The organism is Paenibacillus sp. CAA11 (assembly GCF_003060825.1).
GTDB lineage: Bacteria > Bacillota > Bacilli > Paenibacillales > Paenibacillaceae > Fontibacillus.
This window is the reverse complement of the sequence record NZ_CP028922.1, coordinates 2,738,874-2,758,997: the sequence shown is the minus strand read 5'-3', so window position 1 is coordinate 2,758,997 and position 20,124 is coordinate 2,738,874. Positions and strand designations below refer to the sequence as shown.

The 20,124-nt window shown below is 49.0% G+C and carries 25 protein-coding genes; 23 read left to right on the top strand and 2 right to left on the bottom strand.

Annotated elements, in window-relative coordinates; translation table 11 throughout:
- The first annotated feature begins 8 nt into the window (after window positions 1-8).
- The 7 genes from trpD to DCC85_RS12730 are packed head-to-tail and all read left to right on the top strand — an operon-like array spanning window position 9 to window position 6,809.
- Window positions 9-1,049 (top strand): anthranilate phosphoribosyltransferase, encoded by a 1,041-nt coding sequence (gene trpD, locus DCC85_RS12760; RefSeq protein WP_108465939.1) that lies wholly within the window; start codon window positions 9-11, stop codon window positions 1,047-1,049.
- Window positions 1,039-1,851 (top strand): indole-3-glycerol phosphate synthase TrpC, encoded by an 813-nt coding sequence (gene trpC, locus DCC85_RS12755; protein ID WP_108465938.1) that lies wholly within the window; start codon window positions 1,039-1,041, stop codon window positions 1,849-1,851. The genes trpD and trpC overlap by 11 nt, the downstream gene beginning before the upstream one ends.
- Window positions 1,848-2,513 (top strand): phosphoribosylanthranilate isomerase, encoded by a 666-nt coding sequence (locus tag DCC85_RS12750; protein ID WP_108465937.1) that lies wholly within the window; start codon window positions 1,848-1,850, stop codon window positions 2,511-2,513. The genes trpC and DCC85_RS12750 overlap by 4 nt, the downstream gene beginning before the upstream one ends.
- Complete coding sequence (gene trpB / locus DCC85_RS12745; protein ID WP_108465936.1) at window positions 2,513-3,709, top strand: tryptophan synthase subunit beta; 1,197 nt, start codon at window positions 2,513-2,515, stop codon at window positions 3,707-3,709. The genes DCC85_RS12750 and trpB overlap by 1 nt, the downstream gene beginning before the upstream one ends.
- Window positions 3,706-4,512, top strand: a complete 807-nt coding sequence (gene trpA / locus DCC85_RS12740; protein WP_108465935.1) for a tryptophan synthase subunit alpha — start codon at window positions 3,706-3,708, stop codon at window positions 4,510-4,512. Before trpB ends, trpA begins: the two co-directional genes overlap by 4 nt.
- Before the next feature lie 51 nt (window positions 4,513-4,563).
- A complete protein-coding gene (gene hisC / locus DCC85_RS12735) occupies window positions 4,564-5,661 on the top strand; it encodes a histidinol-phosphate transaminase (RefSeq protein WP_108465934.1) in 1,098 nt (365 codons plus the stop codon).
- Between the two features lie 44 nt (window positions 5,662-5,705).
- A complete protein-coding gene (locus DCC85_RS12730; protein WP_234414160.1) occupies window positions 5,706-6,809 on the top strand; it encodes a prephenate dehydrogenase in 1,104 nt (367 codons plus the stop codon).
- Window positions 6,810-7,036: 227 nt separating this feature from the next.
- Here DCC85_RS12730 and DCC85_RS12725 read toward each other — a convergent pair whose 3' ends face one another.
- A complete protein-coding gene (locus tag DCC85_RS12725) occupies window positions 7,037-7,597 on the bottom strand; it encodes a helix-turn-helix domain-containing protein (protein WP_108465933.1) in 561 nt (186 codons plus the stop codon).
- 87 nt (window positions 7,598-7,684) lie between these two features.
- Between DCC85_RS12725 and DCC85_RS12720 the strand changes: the two genes are divergently transcribed.
- The 10 genes from DCC85_RS12720 to DCC85_RS12675 all read left to right on the top strand — a co-directional run bounded on the left by DCC85_RS12720 (window position 7,685) and on the right by DCC85_RS12675 (window position 14,982).
- Window positions 7,685-8,416: an AzlC family ABC transporter permease gene (locus DCC85_RS12720; protein WP_108465932.1), complete on the top strand. Its 732-nt coding sequence runs from the start codon at window positions 7,685-7,687 to the stop codon at window positions 8,414-8,416.
- Window positions 8,413-8,736, top strand: a complete 324-nt coding sequence (locus DCC85_RS12715) for an AzlD domain-containing protein (protein WP_108465931.1) — start codon at window positions 8,413-8,415, stop codon at window positions 8,734-8,736. The genes DCC85_RS12720 and DCC85_RS12715 overlap by 4 nt, the downstream gene beginning before the upstream one ends.
- Window positions 8,737-8,854: 118 nt before the next feature.
- Window positions 8,855-9,508 carry an HD domain-containing protein gene (locus DCC85_RS12710; protein ID WP_108465930.1) on the top strand — a complete coding sequence of 218 codons (654 nt, stop codon included), beginning with the start codon at window positions 8,855-8,857 and terminating at the stop codon, window positions 9,506-9,508.
- A 503-nt stretch (window positions 9,509-10,011) separates the two neighbouring features.
- Window positions 10,012-10,605, top strand: a complete 594-nt coding sequence (locus DCC85_RS12705; RefSeq protein ID WP_108465929.1) for an RNA polymerase sigma factor — start codon at window positions 10,012-10,014, stop codon at window positions 10,603-10,605.
- Window positions 10,602-11,201 (top strand): zf-HC2 domain-containing protein, encoded by a 600-nt coding sequence (locus DCC85_RS12700; protein WP_108465928.1) that lies wholly within the window; start codon window positions 10,602-10,604, stop codon window positions 11,199-11,201. Before DCC85_RS12705 ends, DCC85_RS12700 begins: the two co-directional genes overlap by 4 nt.
- Before the next feature lie 90 nt (window positions 11,202-11,291).
- Window positions 11,292-11,882, top strand: coding sequence for a histidine phosphatase family protein (locus DCC85_RS12695; protein ID WP_108465927.1), 591 nt, complete (start codon window positions 11,292-11,294; stop codon window positions 11,880-11,882).
- Window positions 11,883-11,976: 94 nt separating this feature from the next.
- Window positions 11,977-13,101, top strand: a complete 1,125-nt coding sequence (locus tag DCC85_RS12690; RefSeq protein ID WP_325048373.1) for a hypothetical protein — start codon at window positions 11,977-11,979, stop codon at window positions 13,099-13,101.
- Window positions 13,102-13,149: 48 nt separating this feature from the next.
- Entirely contained in the window at window positions 13,150-13,332 is a 183-nt protein-coding gene (locus DCC85_RS12685; protein WP_108465925.1) for an IDEAL domain-containing protein, read from the top strand.
- Window positions 13,333-13,444: 112 nt separating this feature from the next.
- Window positions 13,445-14,071 carry a DUF1405 domain-containing protein gene (locus DCC85_RS12680; RefSeq protein WP_108465924.1) on the top strand — a complete coding sequence of 209 codons (627 nt, stop codon included), beginning with the start codon at window positions 13,445-13,447 and terminating at the stop codon, window positions 14,069-14,071.
- 62 nt (window positions 14,072-14,133) lie between these two features.
- Entirely contained in the window at window positions 14,134-14,982 is an 849-nt protein-coding gene (locus DCC85_RS12675) for a sporulation protein YpjB (protein ID WP_159081872.1), read from the top strand.
- A 17-nt stretch (window positions 14,983-14,999) separates the two neighbouring features.
- Here the strand turns inward: DCC85_RS12675 and DCC85_RS12670 are convergent, their stop codons facing one another.
- Window positions 15,000-15,869, bottom strand: coding sequence for a YitT family protein (locus tag DCC85_RS12670; protein WP_108465922.1), 870 nt, complete (start codon window positions 15,867-15,869; stop codon window positions 15,000-15,002).
- Window positions 15,870-16,028: 159 nt separating this feature from the next.
- On the opposite strand from DCC85_RS12670, the gene DCC85_RS12665 reads away from it, so the two are divergent.
- The 6 genes from DCC85_RS12665 to bshA are packed head-to-tail and all read left to right on the top strand — an operon-like array spanning window position 16,029 to window position 20,113.
- Complete coding sequence (locus DCC85_RS12665; RefSeq protein ID WP_108465921.1) at window positions 16,029-16,361, top strand: nucleotide pyrophosphohydrolase; 333 nt, start codon at window positions 16,029-16,031, stop codon at window positions 16,359-16,361.
- Window positions 16,362-16,411: 50 nt separating this feature from the next.
- A complete protein-coding gene (locus DCC85_RS12660) occupies window positions 16,412-16,981 on the top strand; it encodes a tetratricopeptide repeat protein (RefSeq protein WP_108465920.1) in 570 nt (189 codons plus the stop codon).
- The gene (gene dapB / locus DCC85_RS12655) at window positions 16,965-17,768 is read left to right on the top strand and encodes a 4-hydroxy-tetrahydrodipicolinate reductase (RefSeq protein WP_108465919.1); all 804 of its coding nucleotides are present in this window, start codon (window positions 16,965-16,967) and stop codon (window positions 17,766-17,768) included. The genes DCC85_RS12660 and dapB overlap by 17 nt, the downstream gene beginning before the upstream one ends.
- Window positions 17,769-17,784: 16 nt before the next feature.
- Entirely contained in the window at window positions 17,785-18,207 is a 423-nt protein-coding gene (mgsA, locus tag DCC85_RS12650; RefSeq protein WP_108465918.1) for a methylglyoxal synthase, read from the top strand.
- Window positions 18,204-18,914: a bacillithiol biosynthesis deacetylase BshB1 gene (bshB1, locus tag DCC85_RS12645; RefSeq protein WP_108465917.1), complete on the top strand. Its 711-nt coding sequence runs from the start codon at window positions 18,204-18,206 to the stop codon at window positions 18,912-18,914. The genes mgsA and bshB1 overlap by 4 nt, the downstream gene beginning before the upstream one ends.
- Before the next feature lie 41 nt (window positions 18,915-18,955).
- Entirely contained in the window at window positions 18,956-20,113 is a 1,158-nt protein-coding gene (gene bshA, locus DCC85_RS12640) for an N-acetyl-alpha-D-glucosaminyl L-malate synthase BshA (RefSeq protein ID WP_108465916.1), read from the top strand.
- Window positions 20,114-20,124 lie beyond the last annotated feature (11 nt).

The window sequence follows — 20,124 nt, the reverse complement described above, 5'->3', positions numbered from 1 at the left end:
GAGATCTTATGAACGGACATCAACTATTGCAGCAGGGGCTCGGCCGGCTGATTGAAGGGGAGCATCTTGGACGTCAGGAAGCGAGAAGTCTGATGGATGTCATTATGAGAGGTGAAGCTACTTCAGCACAGATCGGCGCTCTCCTTACAGCATTACGGATCAAGGGGGAGACCGTGGATGAGATTACCGGCTTTGCTGAGGCGATGCGCGGTCATGCTGGAAGACTTGCCCTTGATAGCTCGCAGCTGCTGGATACCTGCGGTACCGGAGGTTCGGGAATCCACAAATTCAACATTTCGACAACGGCAGCTATTGTCGCTTCATCCGTCTCGGTCAAAGTTGCGAAGCACGGCAACCGTTCTGCCTCGGGCAGAGCCGGCAGCGCAGATGTGCTTGAAGCCTTGGGCGTCAATATTCATTTGTCCCCTGAGCAGGCAGAACGGTGCCTTGAGGATATAGGCATTTGCTTCCTGTTTGCTCAGGTGTATCATCCATCGATGAGGCATGCAGCAGCTCCGCGCAAAGAGCTGGGCATTCGGACTGTGTTCAATATGCTTGGTCCCCTTACCAATCCGGCAGGAGCCGACCGGCAGGTGCTGGGGATTTATGATCTTAAGCGGACGGAGACCATCGCGAAGGTTCTTAAGGAGCTTGGGTCCAAGAGGGCACTCGTTGTAACCAGTCACGAAGGACTGGATGAGATCAGCATTTCCTCACCAACAAGAGTTTCTGAGCTGAAGAATGGAGAGATTCGGACCTATGATCTTAATCCGGAAGAGCTGGGTCTTACGAGCTACTCGCTGCAGGAGATGATGGGCGGAGACGCCCAACAGAATGCGGAGATTATCCGTGGTGTTCTGCAGGGCAAGTCGGGGGCTTACCGGGATGTCGTCCTTGCCAATGCAGGAGCTTGTATTTATGTGGCAGGCCTAGCTGACAGCATCAGACAAGGGGTAGAGGCGGCGGCAGAAGCCATTGATTCCGGACAGGCGGCAAGAAAGCTAGAACAGCTTATTCAAACAACGGAGGAATTCAGCTATGTATCTTGATCGTATTGTAGAGACCAAAAAAGAAGAGGTTCAGCTTCTCGCTAAAAGCCTGCAAAAGGAGACGGCCGAGCAGCAGATTGCAGCTCTGGAGCCTACACTGGGGTTCTACAAAGCCTTATCCAGCAGACGTAAGCGGCAGCTGGGCCTGATCGCCGAGGTCAAGAAGGCCTCACCATCCAAAGGCCTCATCCGCCCGGATTTCCATCCGGTAGAACTCGCCGTGGCTTATGAACAGGCAGGTACGGACTGCATCTCCGTCTTGACAGATGAGACTTATTTTCAGGGAAGTAAGACATATTTGAGTGAGATCCGGCAGGCTGTTCAGGTTCCGCTTCTGCGTAAGGATTTTATTATAGACCCGCTTCAGATTTATGAAGCCCGTCTACTGGGAGCGGATGCAGTGCTGTTGATCGCCGCGATTCTAAGTGATGAGCAGCTTGAACAGTACTTTGCTTTGGCAGCTTCTATCGGGCTCGATGCTCTTGTGGAGGTTCACAGCTATGAGGAGCTGGAGCGTGTTCTTAAGATTAACGGTGTACAGCTCATCGGGGTGAATAACCGGAATTTGCATACATTTGAGACGGATATTAAAGTAACCGCCGAGCTATCGAGAAGCGTTCCGGCAAGTATCACACTAATCAGCGAGAGCGGAATAACAGGTCCTGCTGATATTGACTACTTAGCTCTCAATGGGGCACAGGGTGTCCTGATTGGAGAGACGTTCATGCGCAGGGACAATGTTATTGAGGCAGTAATAGATCTTCTAGGCCCTGTTCCTTCGTATGGGGGAAACGCATCATGAATAAACCGCTCGTAAAAATTTGTGGACTTCAAAGCGTTGAAGTGTTAAAATCTATGTTACAATTCCCTGTGGATTATATCGGATTCGTCTTTGCCAAAAGCAAAAGGCAGGTTACTCCAGCTCAAGCTGCTGAGCTTGTTCAGGTGCTGGATCTATGGCAGCAGCCTCAATCACCTCTCAGCGTAGGTGTATTTGTTAATCCTGGCATCGAGGAGCTGCGAACAGTTCTGGCAGCTGTTCCGCTGGATGCTGTACAGCTGCACGGTCAGGAGAGTGCTGCCTTCTGCCGGGAGATTAAGGAGAAGTTCAGGGTGCAGGTTATTAAAGCCGTCTCAGTAAGTGACGAAGCGGAAGCACAGCCGCTTCAGCAGCTGCAATCCTACTCGGAAACTGTGGATGCATTGCTCCTGGATACCTATGATCCCCTATATGGAGGAGGCAGCGGCAGGACCTTTGCGTGGGACAAAGCTCTGCCCTATCAGACATGGGCCCGAAAGCAGAATATCCCGCTTCTCGTAGCCGGAGGCTTGACGCCAGATAATGTAACTCAATTGATAACTGCTTACGAGCCGGATGGAGTGGATGTCTCCAGCGGAGTTGAGAGCGGTGGCGTGAAAGATATAGTTAAGATTCAAGCTTTTGTGGAGAGGGTGAAGGGATAATGACACAGGTTCCGGACGAAAGAGGAAGATTTGGTGAATTTGGTGGAAGATATGTCCCGGAGACGCTAATGAATGCGCTCATTGAATTGGAGAACGCTTATAAGCTGCATGCGGAGGAGTCTTCTTTCCAGGAAGAAATCGCTTATTTGCTTAAGCAGTATTCCGGAAGAGAGACTCCGCTTTACTATGCTGAACGGCTCACCGAGCATTTGGGTGGTGCGAAGATATATCTGAAGCGGGAAGATTTGAACCATACCGGGGCACATAAGATTAACAATGCCATTGGTCAAGGTGTGCTCGCAACAAGAATGGGCAAAACCAAGGTGATCGCCGAGACAGGAGCGGGCCAGCATGGAGTGGCAAGTGCGACGGTTGCTGCACTTCTAGGCTTGGAATGCAAGGTGTTTATGGGTGAAGAAGACATGAAGCGCCAGCAGTTAAATGTCTTCCGCATGCGCCTGCTTGGCGCTGAGGTTGTTCCAGTGGTATCCGGAACACGCACCCTGAAGGATGCATGCAATGAGGCACTCCGCTATTGGGTCAGCAACGTTCATGATACCTTTTATATTCTAGGTTCGGCTACTGGGCCGCATCCTTATCCCATGATGGTCCGCAATTTCCAGCGCGTGATCGGTGATGAGACGCGGAGACAAATCCTGGAGACCGAAGGCAGACTGCCGGACCTTATTGTTGCTGCTGTCGGAGGGGGAAGCAATGCCATTGGCATGTTCTATCCGTTCGTGGAGGATACGGCCGTAGCGCTTCTCGGTGTTGAAGCAGCCGGCAGGGGCGTGGATACGGAATTCCATGCAGCCACCATGACGAAGGGAAGCAAAGGGGTCTTTCAAGGATCCTTGAGCTATCTGCTGCAGGATGAATACGGTCAAGTACAGCCGGCTCATTCTATCTCTGCTGGTCTGGACTATCCGGGAATTGGACCGGAACATTCCTATCTTAAGGATATCCAGCGGGCTAAATATGTTCCAATCACTGATGTAGAAGCTGTTGAGGCGCTTCAGCTCCTCAGTAGGACTGAAGGAATTATCCCGGCGCTGGAATCTGCCCATGCGGTTGCAGAGGTCGTGAAACGCGCACCTAAGCTGTCCTCCGACCAAATCGTAGTGATCTGTCTGTCTGGAAGAGGCGATAAAGACGTGGATTCCATTATGTCTTACCTGGGAGGCGGACAGTCATGAACTTAATGGACGCTGTTTTTACAAGACTGAAGGAAGAGGGCAAGACGGCTCTCATTCCATTTCTAACCGTTGGAGATCCTGATCCCTCTACGACAGTAGAGCTAATTGCTGAGCTGGAAAAGGCTGGAGCGGACATCGTAGAGCTTGGGGTTCCCTATTCGGACCCGCTCGCGGATGGTCCAGTGATTCAGCGGGCATCCGAACGGGCACTGAAGCATCAGATTACGATAGAGACGTGTATCGAAACGGCACGCCAGTGCAGAGCACGGGGAGTTCAGCTCCCATTTGTACTATTTACTTATTATAATCCGGTACTTCAGCTGGGGCTGGACCATTTCTTCCAACGGATGGAAGAGGGGGGGATCAGCGCACTCATTATACCGGACCTTCCTGTGGAAGAAGCAGAGGAGGTTCTGAAGCAGGCTGATCGTGCGGGCATCCATCTGGTTCCCCTTGTAGCGCCGACCTCCAGCGGAAGAATTGATCGCATCCTAAAGCAGGCTCGCGGCTTTATCTATTGTGTATCTTCATTAGGCGTAACTGGCGAGCGGGCGTCTTTTCACGAGGGTGTTGATGCCTTCATTGCATCCGTCAAGGAGCAGACCGAGCTTCCTGTAGCTGTTGGTTTTGGGATTTCCAGCGGGGAACAGGTTCGCCGTTTCTCTAAAATTTGTGACGGTGTCGTTGTAGGCAGTGCAATTGTGCGTAAAGTCGAAGAGAATTTAGCGTTGCTGTCAGAGCCAAATACCCGTGCGGAGGGGCTCTTGCAAATTCATCGCTTTGTGGCACAATTAAAGGAATAACGAAGTCATCCAGAAGACCAGCCGGTGACAAGAAAGGATGAGTAACTAACTATGCAACCTAAACCGCAAGTTGTGAATCTCCCGGTCTATCAGCCGGGTAAGCCCGTAGAAGAGGTTCAACGGGAGTTAGGCATCACAGAAGTCATTAAGCTCGCATCCAACGAGAACCCGTACGGAACATCTCCCAAGGTTCGCGCAGCGATTGAATCGGAAATGAGCCAAATGCATATCTATCCCGATGGAGCGGCTTCCGAATTAACCCGCGTCTTGTCCGGCCACCTTGGTGTAAATCCGAATCAAGTCATCTTCGGCTGCGGCTCGGATGAGATCATTGCACTCATTACCCGCGCTTTTCTTATGCCGGGTGATGAGACGGTTATGGCGGATCAGACCTTCTCGGTATATAAGAGCAATGCCGATATTGAAGGGGCTGTCAGCATTGAAGTGCCTTTGAAGGACGGCATTCATCATTTGAGCGCTATGCTGGAAGCTATATCGGAGCGGACGAAGATCGTCTGGATCTGTAATCCGAATAATCCGACCGGGACCATCGTTTCTTCTGCGGAGCTGAGAAGCTTCCTGGACCTAGTTCCTCAGCATGTAATGGTTGTGCTGGACGAGGCTTATGCCGAGTATGTAACGGATTCCGCTTATCCGGACGGCATCGCTCTGGCCAGCGAATATAAAAATGTCGTTGTGCTGAGAACCTTCTCCAAAATATACGGTCTTGCCGCCCTTCGCATTGGCTATGGCGTAGGTGAGCCCGAGGTCATCAAGCTGATTAATCAAGTGCGCGAACCCTTCAACACAACCCGCTTCGGACAGGTGGCGGCCCTAGCGGCATTGGGAGACCAGGAATATGTTAAGGAATGCAGGGACAAGAACGCTGAACAGATCAAATTTTTAAACAAAGAATTTGACCGTTTGGGTCTTAAGTATTTTCCGGCCCATGGCAATTTCATTATGGTAGATGTTCGCGTGCTGGCCGTAGAGATGTTTCAGATTCTCTTGAAACAGGGTGTGATTATCAGAGCCGGGTTTGGAAAGTACCCGAACCACATTCGGGTGACTGTAGGATCAGCTGAGCAAAATCGCAGGTTTATCGCTGTGCTGGAACAGGCGCTGCGCCAAGAGCAAGGTGAGGTCTAATCAGAGCATTGATATGATTTTATTTATTTGGGAAGTCGAGTGAGATGATGAATACATCAACAAAAATAGCCATTTTTGGCGTTGGTTTGATCGGTGGATCCTTGGCGCTATGTTTTAAAGGAAAGCCGAATTTGACGGTGGTTGGTTACAGCCACCGTTCTGACGTTTTGGAGCGGATTAAAGCGCGTGATGTTGTGGATTATGCCACCCTCTCAATTGAAGAAGCAGCGCAGGATGCCGACTTTATATTCTTGTGTGTGCCGGTAGGCGCACTTGAGTATTATTTGAAGAAGCTTAGCAGTCTCAAGCTGAAGCCAGGCTGCATCATTTCAGATGTAGGAAGCACGAAGTCCTCAATAGCAGCTTGTGCGAACACGCTTACGATGACAGAGGCGCACTTTATCGGAGGACATCCGATGGCGGGCTCGGAACGTTCTGGTGTGGAAGCAGCGACGTCGCTGCTCTTTGAGAATGCATACTATGTACTGACTCCATCGAAGAACGCTACAGAGGAGGCCTATGCCAAGCTGGAGGGATTGCTGCAGCATACGAGGTCACATATCATTCGAGTGCAGCCGCAGCTGCATGATGAGATTGTGGGTGCGATCAGCCATCTACCTCACATCATCGCAGTCGCATTGGTCAACCAGGTGCGCGGGTACCATCAAAAGAATGACCTGTACCGACTTCTAGCGGCAGGCGGGTTCAGAGATATAACGCGCATCGCATCCAGCGATCCTGTCGTGTGGAGGGATATCCTGCTCAACAATCGAGAGGTTCTGCTTGACCTGCTTGCTGATTGGACAGAGGAGGTTCAGCAGTTTAGAGATTTGTTGAATCGGCAGGATGGAGACGGAATTGAAGCTGCCTTCAAACGGGCAGGAGAATTCCGCAGCGAGCTGCCTGAACGACGCAAAGGTGCTATTCAGCCATTGTTCGATCTCTATATCGATGTTCCCGACCATCCGGGGATTATCGGCCAGATTACGACCGAGCTTGGAGCGCATCAGGTGAACCTGAGCAATATCCAGATTATTGAGAGCAGGGAGGATGTGCCGGGGTTAATGCGTCTTTCTTTCCGGAATGAGCAGGAGATGGAACGGGCGAAAGCGCCGCTTCAGGCTTTAGGGTATATGGTTTATGTCTAAGGATCGGGGTCCAGGCGCGAAGCTTAAGGCCCCCGATAAACTTTTTTCAAAAAAATGAAAGCGCTACTCAAAAAAAGTATTGACATAATGAAAACGTATACATATAATAAAAGTACAGTATGGTTTCTCTCCACTCCTATCCAATAATGATTGCTCTGTAAATGAGCAATGACCGCTTATGTAAGCGGTCTTTTTTTGTCCGAAAAAGTAATTAGTGCGGTATAATGCTAAATTTCGTCACTCTCCGGATAATGCATTAACAGGAAAAAGCTGGCCTGCTCTTTAGTCAGATTAGAGTAGTTGTGGGGAATCCCGCTTGGAAATTGCATGGCGTCCCCTGAGCCGAGTACATAAATTTCTCCTTGAAGCTGGATGGTAAGCTGTCCTTCCTTAATCAGAATATACTCCTCGCCTAAATGTGTTTTCTCACCATGAACACATCCCGGCTCTAATGTAACTATGTAAATTTCAAATTTCTTCTCAGGATGGTAAGGGAAGAAAGGGTAGACTCTATACTTCCCATCATTATCATCAATAGAATCCAGCTCAGAGATGTTGATTGTTTTAATTACAGGCTTCTCTTCCTTCATAAATAGCGAAAAGGATACCTGCAGACCGTTCGCGATCTTCCACAAGGTGGATACAGTCGGATTGGATTTACCCTTCTCAATTTGGGCAAGCATGGCTTTGCTAACCCCGGTCAACTCCGCAGTCTGATCAAGCGAAAGGCCTCTGCTTTTTCTTAGCTTAGCCAGGTTTCTGGCGATGACCGCTTGAATATCCTCCATAAAATAACCTCCTTCTATTGTTCTTGGGACAATTTTAGTTTATTATAACATACAAATGTTTGATATAACAGAAATAAGGGGATGGATATGAATTCGGTAAAAGCTTTCGAAATTACACAGCAGCAGCAACTCTCTCCAACCTTTTCAGCAGGAGTAAGAGACTGTGTACCTACCTTATTAGGTTATGTCAGTATCGGTATTGCATTAGGTGTTGTGGGGACGGCTTCTGGCTTGAGCGTATCTGAGATTACACTGATGTCTGCTTTTGTCTACGCGGGAGCAGCTCAATTTATGATGTGTGCTCTACTGGCCGTGGGCAGTCCGACTTCGGCCATTATTTTAACTGCTTTTATCGTTAACCTACGCAATTTTCTTCTTAGCGCGGCACTTGCTCCTCATTTTACCAAGTATTCGCTGCTTAAGAATATTGGGATTGGTGCGCTTGTTACCGATGAGTCGTTCGGGATGGCTTCAAGCAAAATTCTAAAAGGAGATCCAATCAATGATCGCTGGATGAACGGCCTGAATATAACGGCTTACTTTAGTTGGGTCCTTTCAAGTGTGGTTGGAGCTGTTTGCGGGCAGTGGATCAGCAGCCCTGAGAAGTTTGGCCTGGATTTTACCTTGACCGCTATGTTCCTGGCTTTACTTGTTTTACAGCTGGAAAGCGTTATTCCTGCAAAACTCAAGCATTACCTGCGTTTGGTGATTTACATGGTCTTGGCCATGATCATTTTCTCTTTCTTTATGCCTTCGCATTTGGCAGTTATTGTATCTACGGTTGTGGTAGCAACGATAGGGGTGGTGACGGAGAAATGAGAATAGATGCGACGATTCTGATCATCATTGCCGGCTGTACTTTAGTCACGGTTATTCCAAGAATTATGCCCTTTCTGGTGATTAGAAATCTCAATTTGCCTGTTCCCGTACTCAAGTGGCTTTCTTATGTGCCTGTATGTATACTTACAGCGCTGGTCGTACAGGGCTGTCTTAAGCAGACGAATGGCAGTTTGGCGCCAGACTGGTACAATATTGCAGCAATCGTACCTACACTTTTGGTTGCGATCAAAACTAGAAGCTTAACATTAACCGTTGTCAGCGGTGTTGTCATGATGGCAGCACTCAGATTTTTTTTGTAGAATAAGATCGCAGAACATACTATACCATTCCTTCTCTTCTTGGCATCCTTAATCATGCTTCTACTAGCCAGTATTGACTTTGTGTGTGAAGAAGAGGGTACATAAGAGAGGCGTTGATATGAACATGGAAGCGATACTGAACGAAGCGCGAAGCTACGTGCGTGAGCAGATGACAGGTGAGGGCACAGGCCATGACTGGTGGCATATTCACCGGGTTACCGAGCTGGCGGGGAAACTCGCTAAGCAGGAAGAGGCGAAGGGCTACATTTGTGAACTGGCAGCTCTGTTCCACGATCTGGCTGATGAGAAGTTGGTTGCTGATAAGCAGGAAGCGCAGAGAAGCATTGCGGACTGGCTGGAGGGGCATTGCGTAAGCGAGGAAGACACAGCTCATATTATGGACATCATATCAACCATGTCGTTTCAAGGGGGCGGTGGTGCGCCTATGAAGACATTGGAGGGGGAGGTAGTGCAAGACGCTGACAGGCTGGATGCGCTAGGGGCGATCGGCATTGCCCGAACTTTTGTCTACGCCGGAAGCAAGGGAACCGTGATTTTTGACCCCGAACTTCCGCCAAGAGAACAGATGACAAGAGAAGAGTATCGGTCTGGAAACAGCACGGCTGTAAATCATTTTTATGAGAAGCTTCTGAAGCTTGCAGCGCTTATGAATACGGCCGCCGGCCGCCGGCTTGCGCTGGAAAGGCAGGCGTTCATGGAAGCATTTCTTGAACAATTCTACCGTGAATGGGAGCTCAGGGACTGGAGATGACTGCCCATAGATTAGATAATCATTGGGAATAGAGCGGTTGTTGCTGTCACGGTAGCCTATCTGCTATCGGATGAAGCTCCTTACGTAAACGGTACAGCCATCCCTATTGACGGGGCGGTGACCGTCCAGTAACAGGTGACAGGGACGCAGACAGCTAGGTTTGAACTACTTGTCTCCAATTGTTAGACATCAACTAGCAGTTGGAGGTGCAGTTCACTTGCCTGGCTTTTTTTGTATGGTGCTTTTGTACCGTTTTATCCCAAATAGAGTGGTTTATTAATATTTAATCCCTTGTAGAAGCTTAAGGGGAAACGAATGTGCACTTTTTTTCCTTCCAAGGCTTATGGTATAATACTGGGGTGCTTGGCGTGCGGCTTCCATTTTAACAAATTATTATTAATTTTTACGATTGCCGAAACTTTTTATATCCTGTTCGGTCTAAATATATATAAATCAATCGAACGGGATGAAGACATGGAATAGGCGAGGAGGATCGCATTTCAATGACGGATTCCCAAATGATTCGTGAGATTAAAGCAGGAAATACGGAGCTTTATTCTGAGTTAATGCGGCGATATCAAAAAAAGATCTTAGCCTTCGTCTACCATATGCTGAAGAGTGCCCACCTGGAGTTAATGGCAGAGGACCTATGTTCAGAGACATTTTACAAAGCATTTCGCAGTTTGCACTCATTTCGTGAAGTAGATGCTTCTTTTTCGACTTGGCTTTATACTATTGCAAGAAATACAGTGCTCAGTGAGCTTCGTAAACATCGCAGCGGGAGTGTTCCTTTGGAGGAAAGCGGATACGTCCCAGTCGCCCCTCCGGATATTGTGCCGGAGCAGGCCATTCTGCGTAATGAACGTGTAGTCATGGTCCGGGAAGCCATTAACAATCTTCCGGAGAAGCAAAGATCCGCATTAATTTTACGAGAATACGATCAATTGGATTATCAAGAGATTGCCAATATATTGGGACAGAGCGTAAGTGCAGTGAAATCTCTACTGTTCCGGGCAAGGAGCAGTGTGAAGAATCAGCTTGAACCCTACTTCTATGAACCGATCTATGAGCAATTTGAAGGGATGAAAAGCAGATGAATTGTAAAGAGGCCCAAGATAAACTTGGATGGGTCTGGGACTTGCCTAAGTACCATCCGGACCGGCAGCAGCTTGAGTGGCATCTTCTTGGCTGCGAGCCTTGCCGGGTGGAGTATGAGATTTGGCAGGAAAGCCAGAATATCCTGATGGATATGCCTATTCAGATCACAGACGAACAGGCGGAGCGAGTGAACCGCAATGTGATGGACCGTATTTATGCCGAATCCCCTTGGCTTGCTCCAGGTGGCGACGCCGTAACTGCGAACAGACGCATTCGCAAACGGCTGGCGGTGTGGATCGCGGCCTCATTAGCCGTATTTCTGTGCAGTATTCTGGTATACTTCACTTCAGGCCCTGCTTCTTTACATGGTGATCAGCCTGCGCCGACAGGGCTGATTCAAACTGCTGTAGCCGGTGAGAAAAGCGTTTCTGGAACCGGTGTTTCCTTTGATTTGAACAGTGTATCCAACGGGATAATTGAACCGTTCGTAGTTGGAATGGGCCCGGCATATCCGCAGTATTGGATGATTGTATCCATGCTTGGTATGGGGCTTGCCTTATTCGCTTGGAGACGGGTACGGCGTTTACGGAATTAAATAGGAGGGCAAACGTCCTGGACGAAGGATGTTTGTCCTTGTTTGCTATGAGGGCGGCTATCAACGTGAACTATTTTGGAGGGCTATAGGGTGCTTGTAGGATTAATAAGACATGGACTAACCGATTGGAATGCTCTTGGCAAGATACAAGGAAGAACGGATATTCCCCTGAATGATGAGGGACGCAGACAAGCTGCCCGACTCGCAGATAGACTTCTGAAGGAACCTTACCACTGGGACTTTCTGATTACAAGCGGCCTCTCCCGAGCCGAGGAGACAGGCAAGATCATCGCCGACAGGCTGGGTATTCCTGTATATGATCCCGATTCTCGGCTGCTGGAGCGCTCCTTCGGACAAGCTGAAGGGTTGACGGCTGAGGAGCGAGAAACGCTGTGGGGCAAAGAGTGGTCTCGGCATGAAATAGGGCAAGAGAAGGATGCTGAAGTGCAGAGCAGAGCTCTTTCGTTCATGGCTGATCTTGCGGAGCGATTCGATGATAAGAATGTGCTGGTTGTTAGCCACGGCGGTCTGCTGGCACAGCTCTATACCGCCTTGTACCAGGATAAGCATACAGAACGGATCGGCAATTTGTCATTAACCTTGCTGGAGAAGGATGATGAACAGTGGGCTCTGAAGCTGTATAACTGTACTCGTCATCTCGAAGAAATATTGGATAATTAATTCCCGGGCAGCCTTGCCCGGGTTATTTTTTTGCCCTGAACCGAATAAAAGTTGTAATAATTCCCATAATGGTATTAAAACGGCGAGGCGATGAATGATGAACTTGGCTGAGATGCTCACCTTCGCGGATATCGAAGTTTTAACCAAAATTGCAGATCACTATAAATGCGTGTGCAACACCAATTCAAAGCATGAGCTGATTCAGACCATTCTGGGGAAAATGGGCAGGCGCGAGTACTTTGAGGAGCTCCTAGACGAGCTGGGCACCGAGGATTTGCGCTTTCTTAACACGCTGCTGTTTGATGGACGAAAACAGTTCAGTCTTGAGGAGCTGCTCGCATGCGCTAGCCAGGCAAAATGGAGTGCTGACGATCAAGATGTCAAGACCCAAATCAGGCCTAGGGATCTTGTAACCCGCTTTCGGCAAAAGGGCTGGCTGTTTACGGGAAGGTCTACAAATGAACGATTTCTGTTCGAGCTTCCGGAAGATCTGAAAATGGGGTTTCGTACCGGCTTGGAGCAGCGAATGCTCATGGATTTGAAGCGGGTACAGGCCCCTGCTGCCTATCGCGAGGAGCCCATCCAAGCTTCGGAAGATTTGTTCTTGCTGATCGATTATATTCACCGCCATGAGATTGTGCTGAATGCGGAAGGCGCGATGTACCGGAGATATCAGACCCAGATTATGGACAAGCTACATGTGTCTGAACCTTTGCTTGGAAGGTCAGGCTGGCGGTTCGGATACGGGCGCAAGTTTAAGGATTACCCTAGCCGTTTGGCATTTCTGTATGATTACGCTACTTACCGGAGATGGATCGAGGAACGCGGCGGTATACTTGCTGTGACCTCAGCTGGCCAGACCGTTCTTGCAGAAGAAAGACGGGAACCATTGATACAGTTAATTCGCTTTTGGTTAAGACTTTATAAAGGGCCCATACCTAATTTGTTATCGCTTGTATATTGGATAGATCGAGGCAGCAAAGGCTGGGTATCCGCGAATTCGCTGTTTGTGGCCATGGAGCGGTTCATCAATCCCTACTATTATGATACACCTGAATCTATCTTCCAGGAGCGAATCCTCAAGATGATGCTGCATTTGGGAATGATCAGAATAGGGGAAGATGAACAGGAAGGTATGATTGTACGAATGACTGCAGCCGGAAGGGCTGCGGTTGAAGTGATTTGTCAGGCTCGGCAGGAGCCGGACTTTAGGAAGTAACTATGAGAAGCGATGGCAATAACCATATTAAGCTTGGAGGTGCATCCTATGGATAAAATGAAAGTTACTTATGAAGTGATGTTGGCCCTGGCGGCGGAAATGATTTGGGACGAGGCTTTGCGTAAACACCGCGCAGAGAAAATATACGGCGAAATCGACAACGCATTGGCAGAAGGCGACGAGGTGGCTTTCCGACTTCTGACGGATGAACTGAAGGCTTTGGAGACATGAAGAAATGCCAAAAGGCATTTCTTTTTTTGTCCCTCCCTGGAAGCTTTGCCTGTTTACTGGAAGGCCTATATAATGGACAAAGTAAGTAGGCGAGATAGAGAAGGAGACGATCATGAGAGCACCTTATTTAATTAGCAGGCGTTTTCTATTAAGCAAGCCTATTCTCTGGCTGCTGTTCGGCGCAAATTTATTGGGAACGGTGTATGGATATGTTTGGTATGGATCTCAGCTGAAAGATACGGTACTTCATTATCCATTATGGACGGTAATATTTGTGCCTGACAGTCCTACTGCCAGCTTGTTCTTCACACTCTCCCTGGCATTTCTTCTATTTGAAAACAAGATCGGACACTGGTATGGCATACGTTCCTTAATTGAGGGCCTTGGAGTAGTTACTAGTGTCAAATATGGAATTTGGGCAGTCTCCATTATATTCGCGGGCCAGCATTACGGGGATGTATTAGTGTGGGAAGATGGAATGCTGACGATTTCCCATTTGGCTATGGCGATAGAAGCGCTGCTGTTTGTACGCTTTTTCCACGTTGGCAGCTGGATGATTATGACGGCAGGCCTTTGGACTCTGCTAAATGATACAGTAGATTATACATACGGAGTATATCCCTGGCTTCCGGTCCAACTGGAATCCCGTCTGATCGGTGTTCAGAATTTTACTTTCGGACTCACAGTGTTCAGCATTCTCGCGACTTGGCTTGCAGTTAAACAGGCGAGAAGAAGATGACAAGGCATGCGGCATTCTAACCCTTTAACAGCTTGCATACACTCTGTTAGGGAGGGATGTCCATGTACGGAAATCAATGGTGGCGGCGCCTTTGGAGGGCCGCCATTTCTACGCTAGCTTTGCTGATCTCTCTGCTGGTAACAGTAAATGGCAGTGTCTACGCAGCGGAGAAACCAACAGAGGAACAGCAGCGCCAAGCAGATGCTTTGGATCAGGCTGCAGAGGAATTTTATCAGCATGTGACAAGCCAAGATTTGGTGAAGGCACTGGAGTCAATTCAGAAGGTGCTGCAGCATTTCAAAGCCTTGTCTTATGAAGGGCTTACCCAGGTGGAGGGGATTCATGCCTTGGCTGAATGCGTCATGGATGCGCGGTTAGAGCTTACTAAGGCGAGCCCCTCTATGGAAGCTTTGGAGGAATCATCCGCCCGGCTGCGTCTAGCAGCAGACAGCCTCGCTCATTCCAAGGGAGCGCTCTGGCAGCAATATTATAAGATCCTAACTGACGACCTGGAGAAAATTGGACAGGCGAGTCTGGGAGGAAGCGGTGAGAAAGTGGCCAGTGCGGTCCGGTCCTTCAAGCTTCATTATGAACGGATTCGTCCGGCTGCTGTCATTGTAAGGGAACCTTCAGAAATCTCGATGGTGGATGCTTGGGTTTCTCGCCTAGAGGCGGTGAGTGAGCAATTCGAGAAGGGAAGCTCTGATGAGATGACAGGGATAGCCGAGCAGGGAACAGGGGTGATAGCTGCCTTGTTTGGCAAAGCTAAAGAGACTACAGTGATGCTTCCAATTAAAGGATACAGTAATCCATGGATTTGGACCTTATTTATTGGAGGGGGAATAGGAATAGCCTTAGCTTATACAGCCTATCGGAAATATGATGCCGAGAAAAGAATCCGGCCAATCTAGCCGCCTGCTTCAGGCGGCTATTCTTCACGGAAGCCTTCACCCTGAACGTCATGCACATCATTGATCACCATAAAAGCGCGGGGGTCGACTGATTTAACCAGCCCGCTTAGCCGGCGGATTTCTTGTCTCGATACAACGCAGTAGACAACATGCTTGCCTTGCTTGGAGTAAGCGCCAATGGCCGGAATCAGTGTGACCCCCCGGTCCATCTCGCTGGTGATCAGCTCCGCAATCGTCTCTGCGTGGTCGCTTACTATCGTGAAAGCTCTAGCTGCATAAGCCCCTTCTTGAATGAAATCAATGACCTTCGAAGCAATGTACACAGCTACAAGGGTGTAGAGAATTTTCTCAAGGGGGATAAAAAACAGAGAAATGCCGATGATCACCACATCGAGAGTAAGGATGACTTGACCCATGCTCCAGCCAAATTTGCGGTTGAGAATGCGGGCGATGATGTCTGAACCGCCGGTTGTGCCGCCAAAGCGGAAGACCAGTCCAAGCCCGGCCCCTAGTGTTATTCCAGCATAAAGCGATGCGAGAATGTAGTCATGCTCTGTCTGAAATGGTTGGACCCAGCCCTTTTCTATAAGGACCTCAAAGAACCATAAGAAAAAAGTGAGCGAACCGATTCCAATGCCGGTATATATAATCTGTTTGCCTCCGAGCATTTTCCAGCCGACAATGAATAGCGGAATGTTAAGGACCAGTGTGGTTATGGATGGCGAGAGGCCAAACGCATATTTGAGCAGGACGGTAATACCGGTCACACCGCCTTCCATGAGCTGGTTGGGGATAATAAAATATAGCAATCCAAATGCGTAGACAGCGGTTCCCAGCAAGATAGGCACCGCTGTTTTCAGCATGTTCATCAGCCTTGATGAAATCATAATCTCCCTCTTTTCAGTTACTGGTGATTCGTGGAAAATCAAAAAGCATTTTTAGTATACCTTTTTTACCGTAGAATAAAAAAGGATTTGTTTTCAAATCTGCTTTACGATAACATAGGGTTGGAACAAAATAGAACATATATAAAGGGGTGGATACGCATGGCAGAGAAGTCGCTTGCAGAGCTGCAGCGAGAAGTGGACGCTTACATATCACAATTCAAAGAAGGCTACTTCAGCCCGCTGACCATGCTTGCCCGCATGAGCGAAGAGGTCGGGGAATTAGCCCGCGAGGTCAATCACATATACGGTGAAAAGCCCAAAAAACCGGACGAAGCTGACAATTCGATTGAGCTTGAGCTTGGAGATATTCTGTTTATAACGATTTGTTTTGCAAATTCCTTAGGTATTGATCTGACGGAAGCGCACGACAAGGTTATGCATAAATTTAACACACGGGACAAGGACCGCTGGACGAAAAAGGACACCCTTTAGTATTAGGTTTCATATGCTGTATCATCAGCCTACCCAAAGGAGGATGGCAGATGAGAGCGGAAGACTATATGCAAATGGCTTATCAAAGCATTTTGGCCAACGACTTTGAACAGGCAATTCGCTGGTTCAAACGGGCTATACAGGAGGAACCCGAGAACGGGGAGCTTCATTATCGCTTGTCGATTACCTATGCCCGCAGTGACAAGCTTGATAAGGCGATCCGGCATGCGGCACGAGCCATAGTGCTTTCTCCGAATCAGCAGGTTTATATTCTACATTATCAGCGGCTTGAAGCCAAAGATTTAACCCGCAGAGCAGTACATTTGCTTCAGCAGCGCCAGGATGATGATACCCAAACTGCCCAGGAGGCAGCAGACCTGCTCGAAAGGGCGGTGAAGCTGGATCCTTTATCGGCTAATATACATGTTTGGCTCGCGCTGGCATATGGGGAGCTAGGGCATTTCCACCAGGCACTTGCCTGTGTGTGGGAAGCTTCGGCTCTCCTGCAGGATGATTATGCCGCTGTCGAGCTTAAGAAGATGGAGCAGCGTTTTAAGAACAATTTGAATCAAACATCAAAGCAGAGAATTGTGAGGGATCATGATGGCAGACAGAATTAAGGTAGCCGTTGCAGGAGCGGGCGGAAGAATGGGGAAAGAAGTTGTAAGGATGGTGCTGGAAGACCCCGAGCTTGAGCTTGTCGCAGCGGTAAGTCGATCCGAATTAGGTGTCGATGCTTCGTCCCTGGTTGGACTTGCGGATTGTGGGGTAAAGGTGACCGAAGGGCTTGAGAAGTCGTTGAGAGAAAGCGGCGCTCAAGTACTGGTCGACTTTACGATCCCTCAATCCGCATATACCAATACGGAGCTGGCGATTCGGCTGGGCGTAAGTCCTGTGGTGGGCACGACAGGGTTTACACCTGAGCAGATTGAAGATCTGGACAAGCTTTGCAAGGAAGAGGGAGTCGGAGGGCTGATCGCCCCGAACTTTTCGATTGGCGCCATTCTGATGATGAAATTTGCGGCCCAGGCTGCAAAGTATTTTCCGCATCTTGAAATCATTGAATATCACGGAGATCAGAAGCTGGATGCCCCATCAGGAACTGCCGTTAAGACCGCAGAATGGATTGCAGAGCACCGTGAGGAGCTAAGGCAGGGTAACCCAAGAGAAGAAGAAACGATCGAAGGCGCCCGCGGCGGATATTATAACGGATTTCGTATTCACAGCGTGCGTCTGCCGGGTGTATTCGCTCAGCAGGAGGTTATTTTTGGCGGATTTGGACAGACGCTTAAGATTCGGCACGATTCGTATGACCGGGCAGGATATATGCCGGGTGTGAACCTAGCGGTCAAGAAGGTTAGAGATTTGAGCGGAATGGTATATGGATTTGAGCATTTTGTAGAATAGATGGAGGTTATCGGGCATGTTAAATGTAGCATTTATCGCACACGATCGTAAGAAAGAGGAACTAGTTAACTTTGTCATTGCCTATGAACATGTTTTCGCAGACAAGAAGCTGTACTCAACTGGAACTACCGGTATGCGAATTATGGAACAAACCAAACTGCAAATTCATCGTTTCCTTTCCGGACCGCTGGGAGGCGACCAGCAAATCGGCTCGCTTATTGCCCAGAATGAAATGGATCTGGTGATCTTCCTGCGCGATCCGTTAATGGCTCAGCCCCATGAACCTGATATTACGGCACTGCTCCGTTTGTGCGATGTGCACGGCATTCCGGTGGCTACCAATGTGGCATCTGCAGAAATTTTAGTTCGCGCTCTTGACCGCGGCGACTTTGGATGGCGCGAGCTTGTCGAGCAGCATAAGCCGAGAGTGAACAAATGAACGAGAAGCTGGATATTTTAATTTTCGGAGCCCATGCCGATGACGCGGAAATCGGCATGGCGGGCACCATTGCTAAGCATACAGCAGCAGGCCTCAAGGTAGGCATTTGTGATTTGACCCAGGCGGAGATGTCATCAAACGGTACGGTGGAGCTGAGAAAAAAAGAAGCTGGCGCCGCTGCAGAGGTTCTCGGACTAACTGTGCGCAGTAACCTCGGTTTGCCGGATCGGGGTCTATTCCTGACCCCGGAGAATGTAGCCTTAGTTACGGCACAGATCCGGGCTTTCGCACCGCGCATTGTTTTTGCTCCTTATTGGGAGGACAGACATCCGGATCATATTGCCTGCAGCAAGCTGGTTGAAGAGGCGGTGTTCAACGCCAAGCTTCGGCGCTATATGCCTGAGGAGCCGCCAATACAGGTGGAAGATTTGTTCTTCTATTTCATAAATGACTGGGTGACCCCGGATTTAATCGTAGATGTAACGGAACAATATGAACTGAAGGAACGATCGCTCAATTGTTATAAGTCTCAATTTGGACAAGCCTCTGTTGGATCGGATGTGGTTGCGACTCCACTGAATCAGGGGTATGTGGAACGTGTGAAGTCCAGAGACGCGCTGATAGGTCAGCGGAAGCTGATTCCGTATGCGGAAGGGTTTGCGGTCAAGACGGCTTACAAGATCGATCGCTTTCTGCCCACTCGTTAACTTCGGTATAGGATACTACTTGGAAAAGAGGTGGCCCGAAAGTGAGCCATTCGCTAAAAATCGGCATTACCTGCTATCCTTCCCTCGGTGGTTCGGGAGTGGTAGCGACTGAGCTCGGAAAGCTGCTGGCGGAACTGGGCCACGAGGTTCATTTTATTTCGCATAGCGTGCCTTTCCGTCTTGGCACATTTCATAAGAACATTTTTTATCACGAAGTTGAAGTAAACGATTATTACGTATTTAGATATCCGCCTTATGACCTGTCTCTGGCCACGAAGATGGCCCAGGTCGCGAAGCGGGAGAAGCTGGATATTCTGCATGTGCATTATGCGGTGCCTCATGCGGTTTGCGCCTTTTTAGCCAAGCAAATGGTAGGTCCGGATCTTAAGGTAGTAACTACTCTGCACGGAACGGACATCACTGTGCTGGCACAGGATGAATCGCTTAAGGACTTGATTCGTCTGGCGATTAATGAGAGCGATGCCGTAACGTCGGTGTCCAAAGATCTAATGCGGGAAACCCAGGAAGTGCTGGATATCACCAGACCCATTGATCTTACATACAATTTTGTGGATAAGCGGGTCTACTACCCTAGAGATGTCGCATCGCTGCGCAGTGACTTTGCGTTTCCAGATGAGAAGATCCTGATGCATATCTCTAACTTCCGCCCGGTTAAGCGCGTGAGTGATGTGCTTGATATATTCGCTCAGGTAAGCCGGAATGTCCCTTCCAGACTATTGTTTGTCGGGGAAGGACCTGAATTGCCAAAAATTCAGTGGCGCATCAAGGAACTCGGTCTGGAGGACCGCGTCCATTTTCTCGGCAAGCAGGATGAAATTGCACAGATTATTTCCTTGGCCGATGTCCTCCTCTTACCCTCGGAGAAGGAGAGCTTCGGTCTTGTAGCCCTTGAAGCAATGGCCTGCGGTGTGCCGACGATCGGGTCGCAAGCAGGAGGGATTCCCGAGCTAGTGGCTCATGGAGAGACCGGTTATTTGGCTCCTATCGGGGATACACGGGCTATGGCAGAGTATGCCATTCATCTGCTGACCCATCCGCAGCTTGAGACACGCACGAAGGAAGCCTGTCTTCAGCGGGCGAGAACAGAGTTCAATAGTGAGCGCATTACAAGGCAGTATGAGGAGATCTATTATCGAGTTCTTGAAGGCAAGAAAACTCCGCTTAGTCCGATTTATTAAGGAGGAAGCGA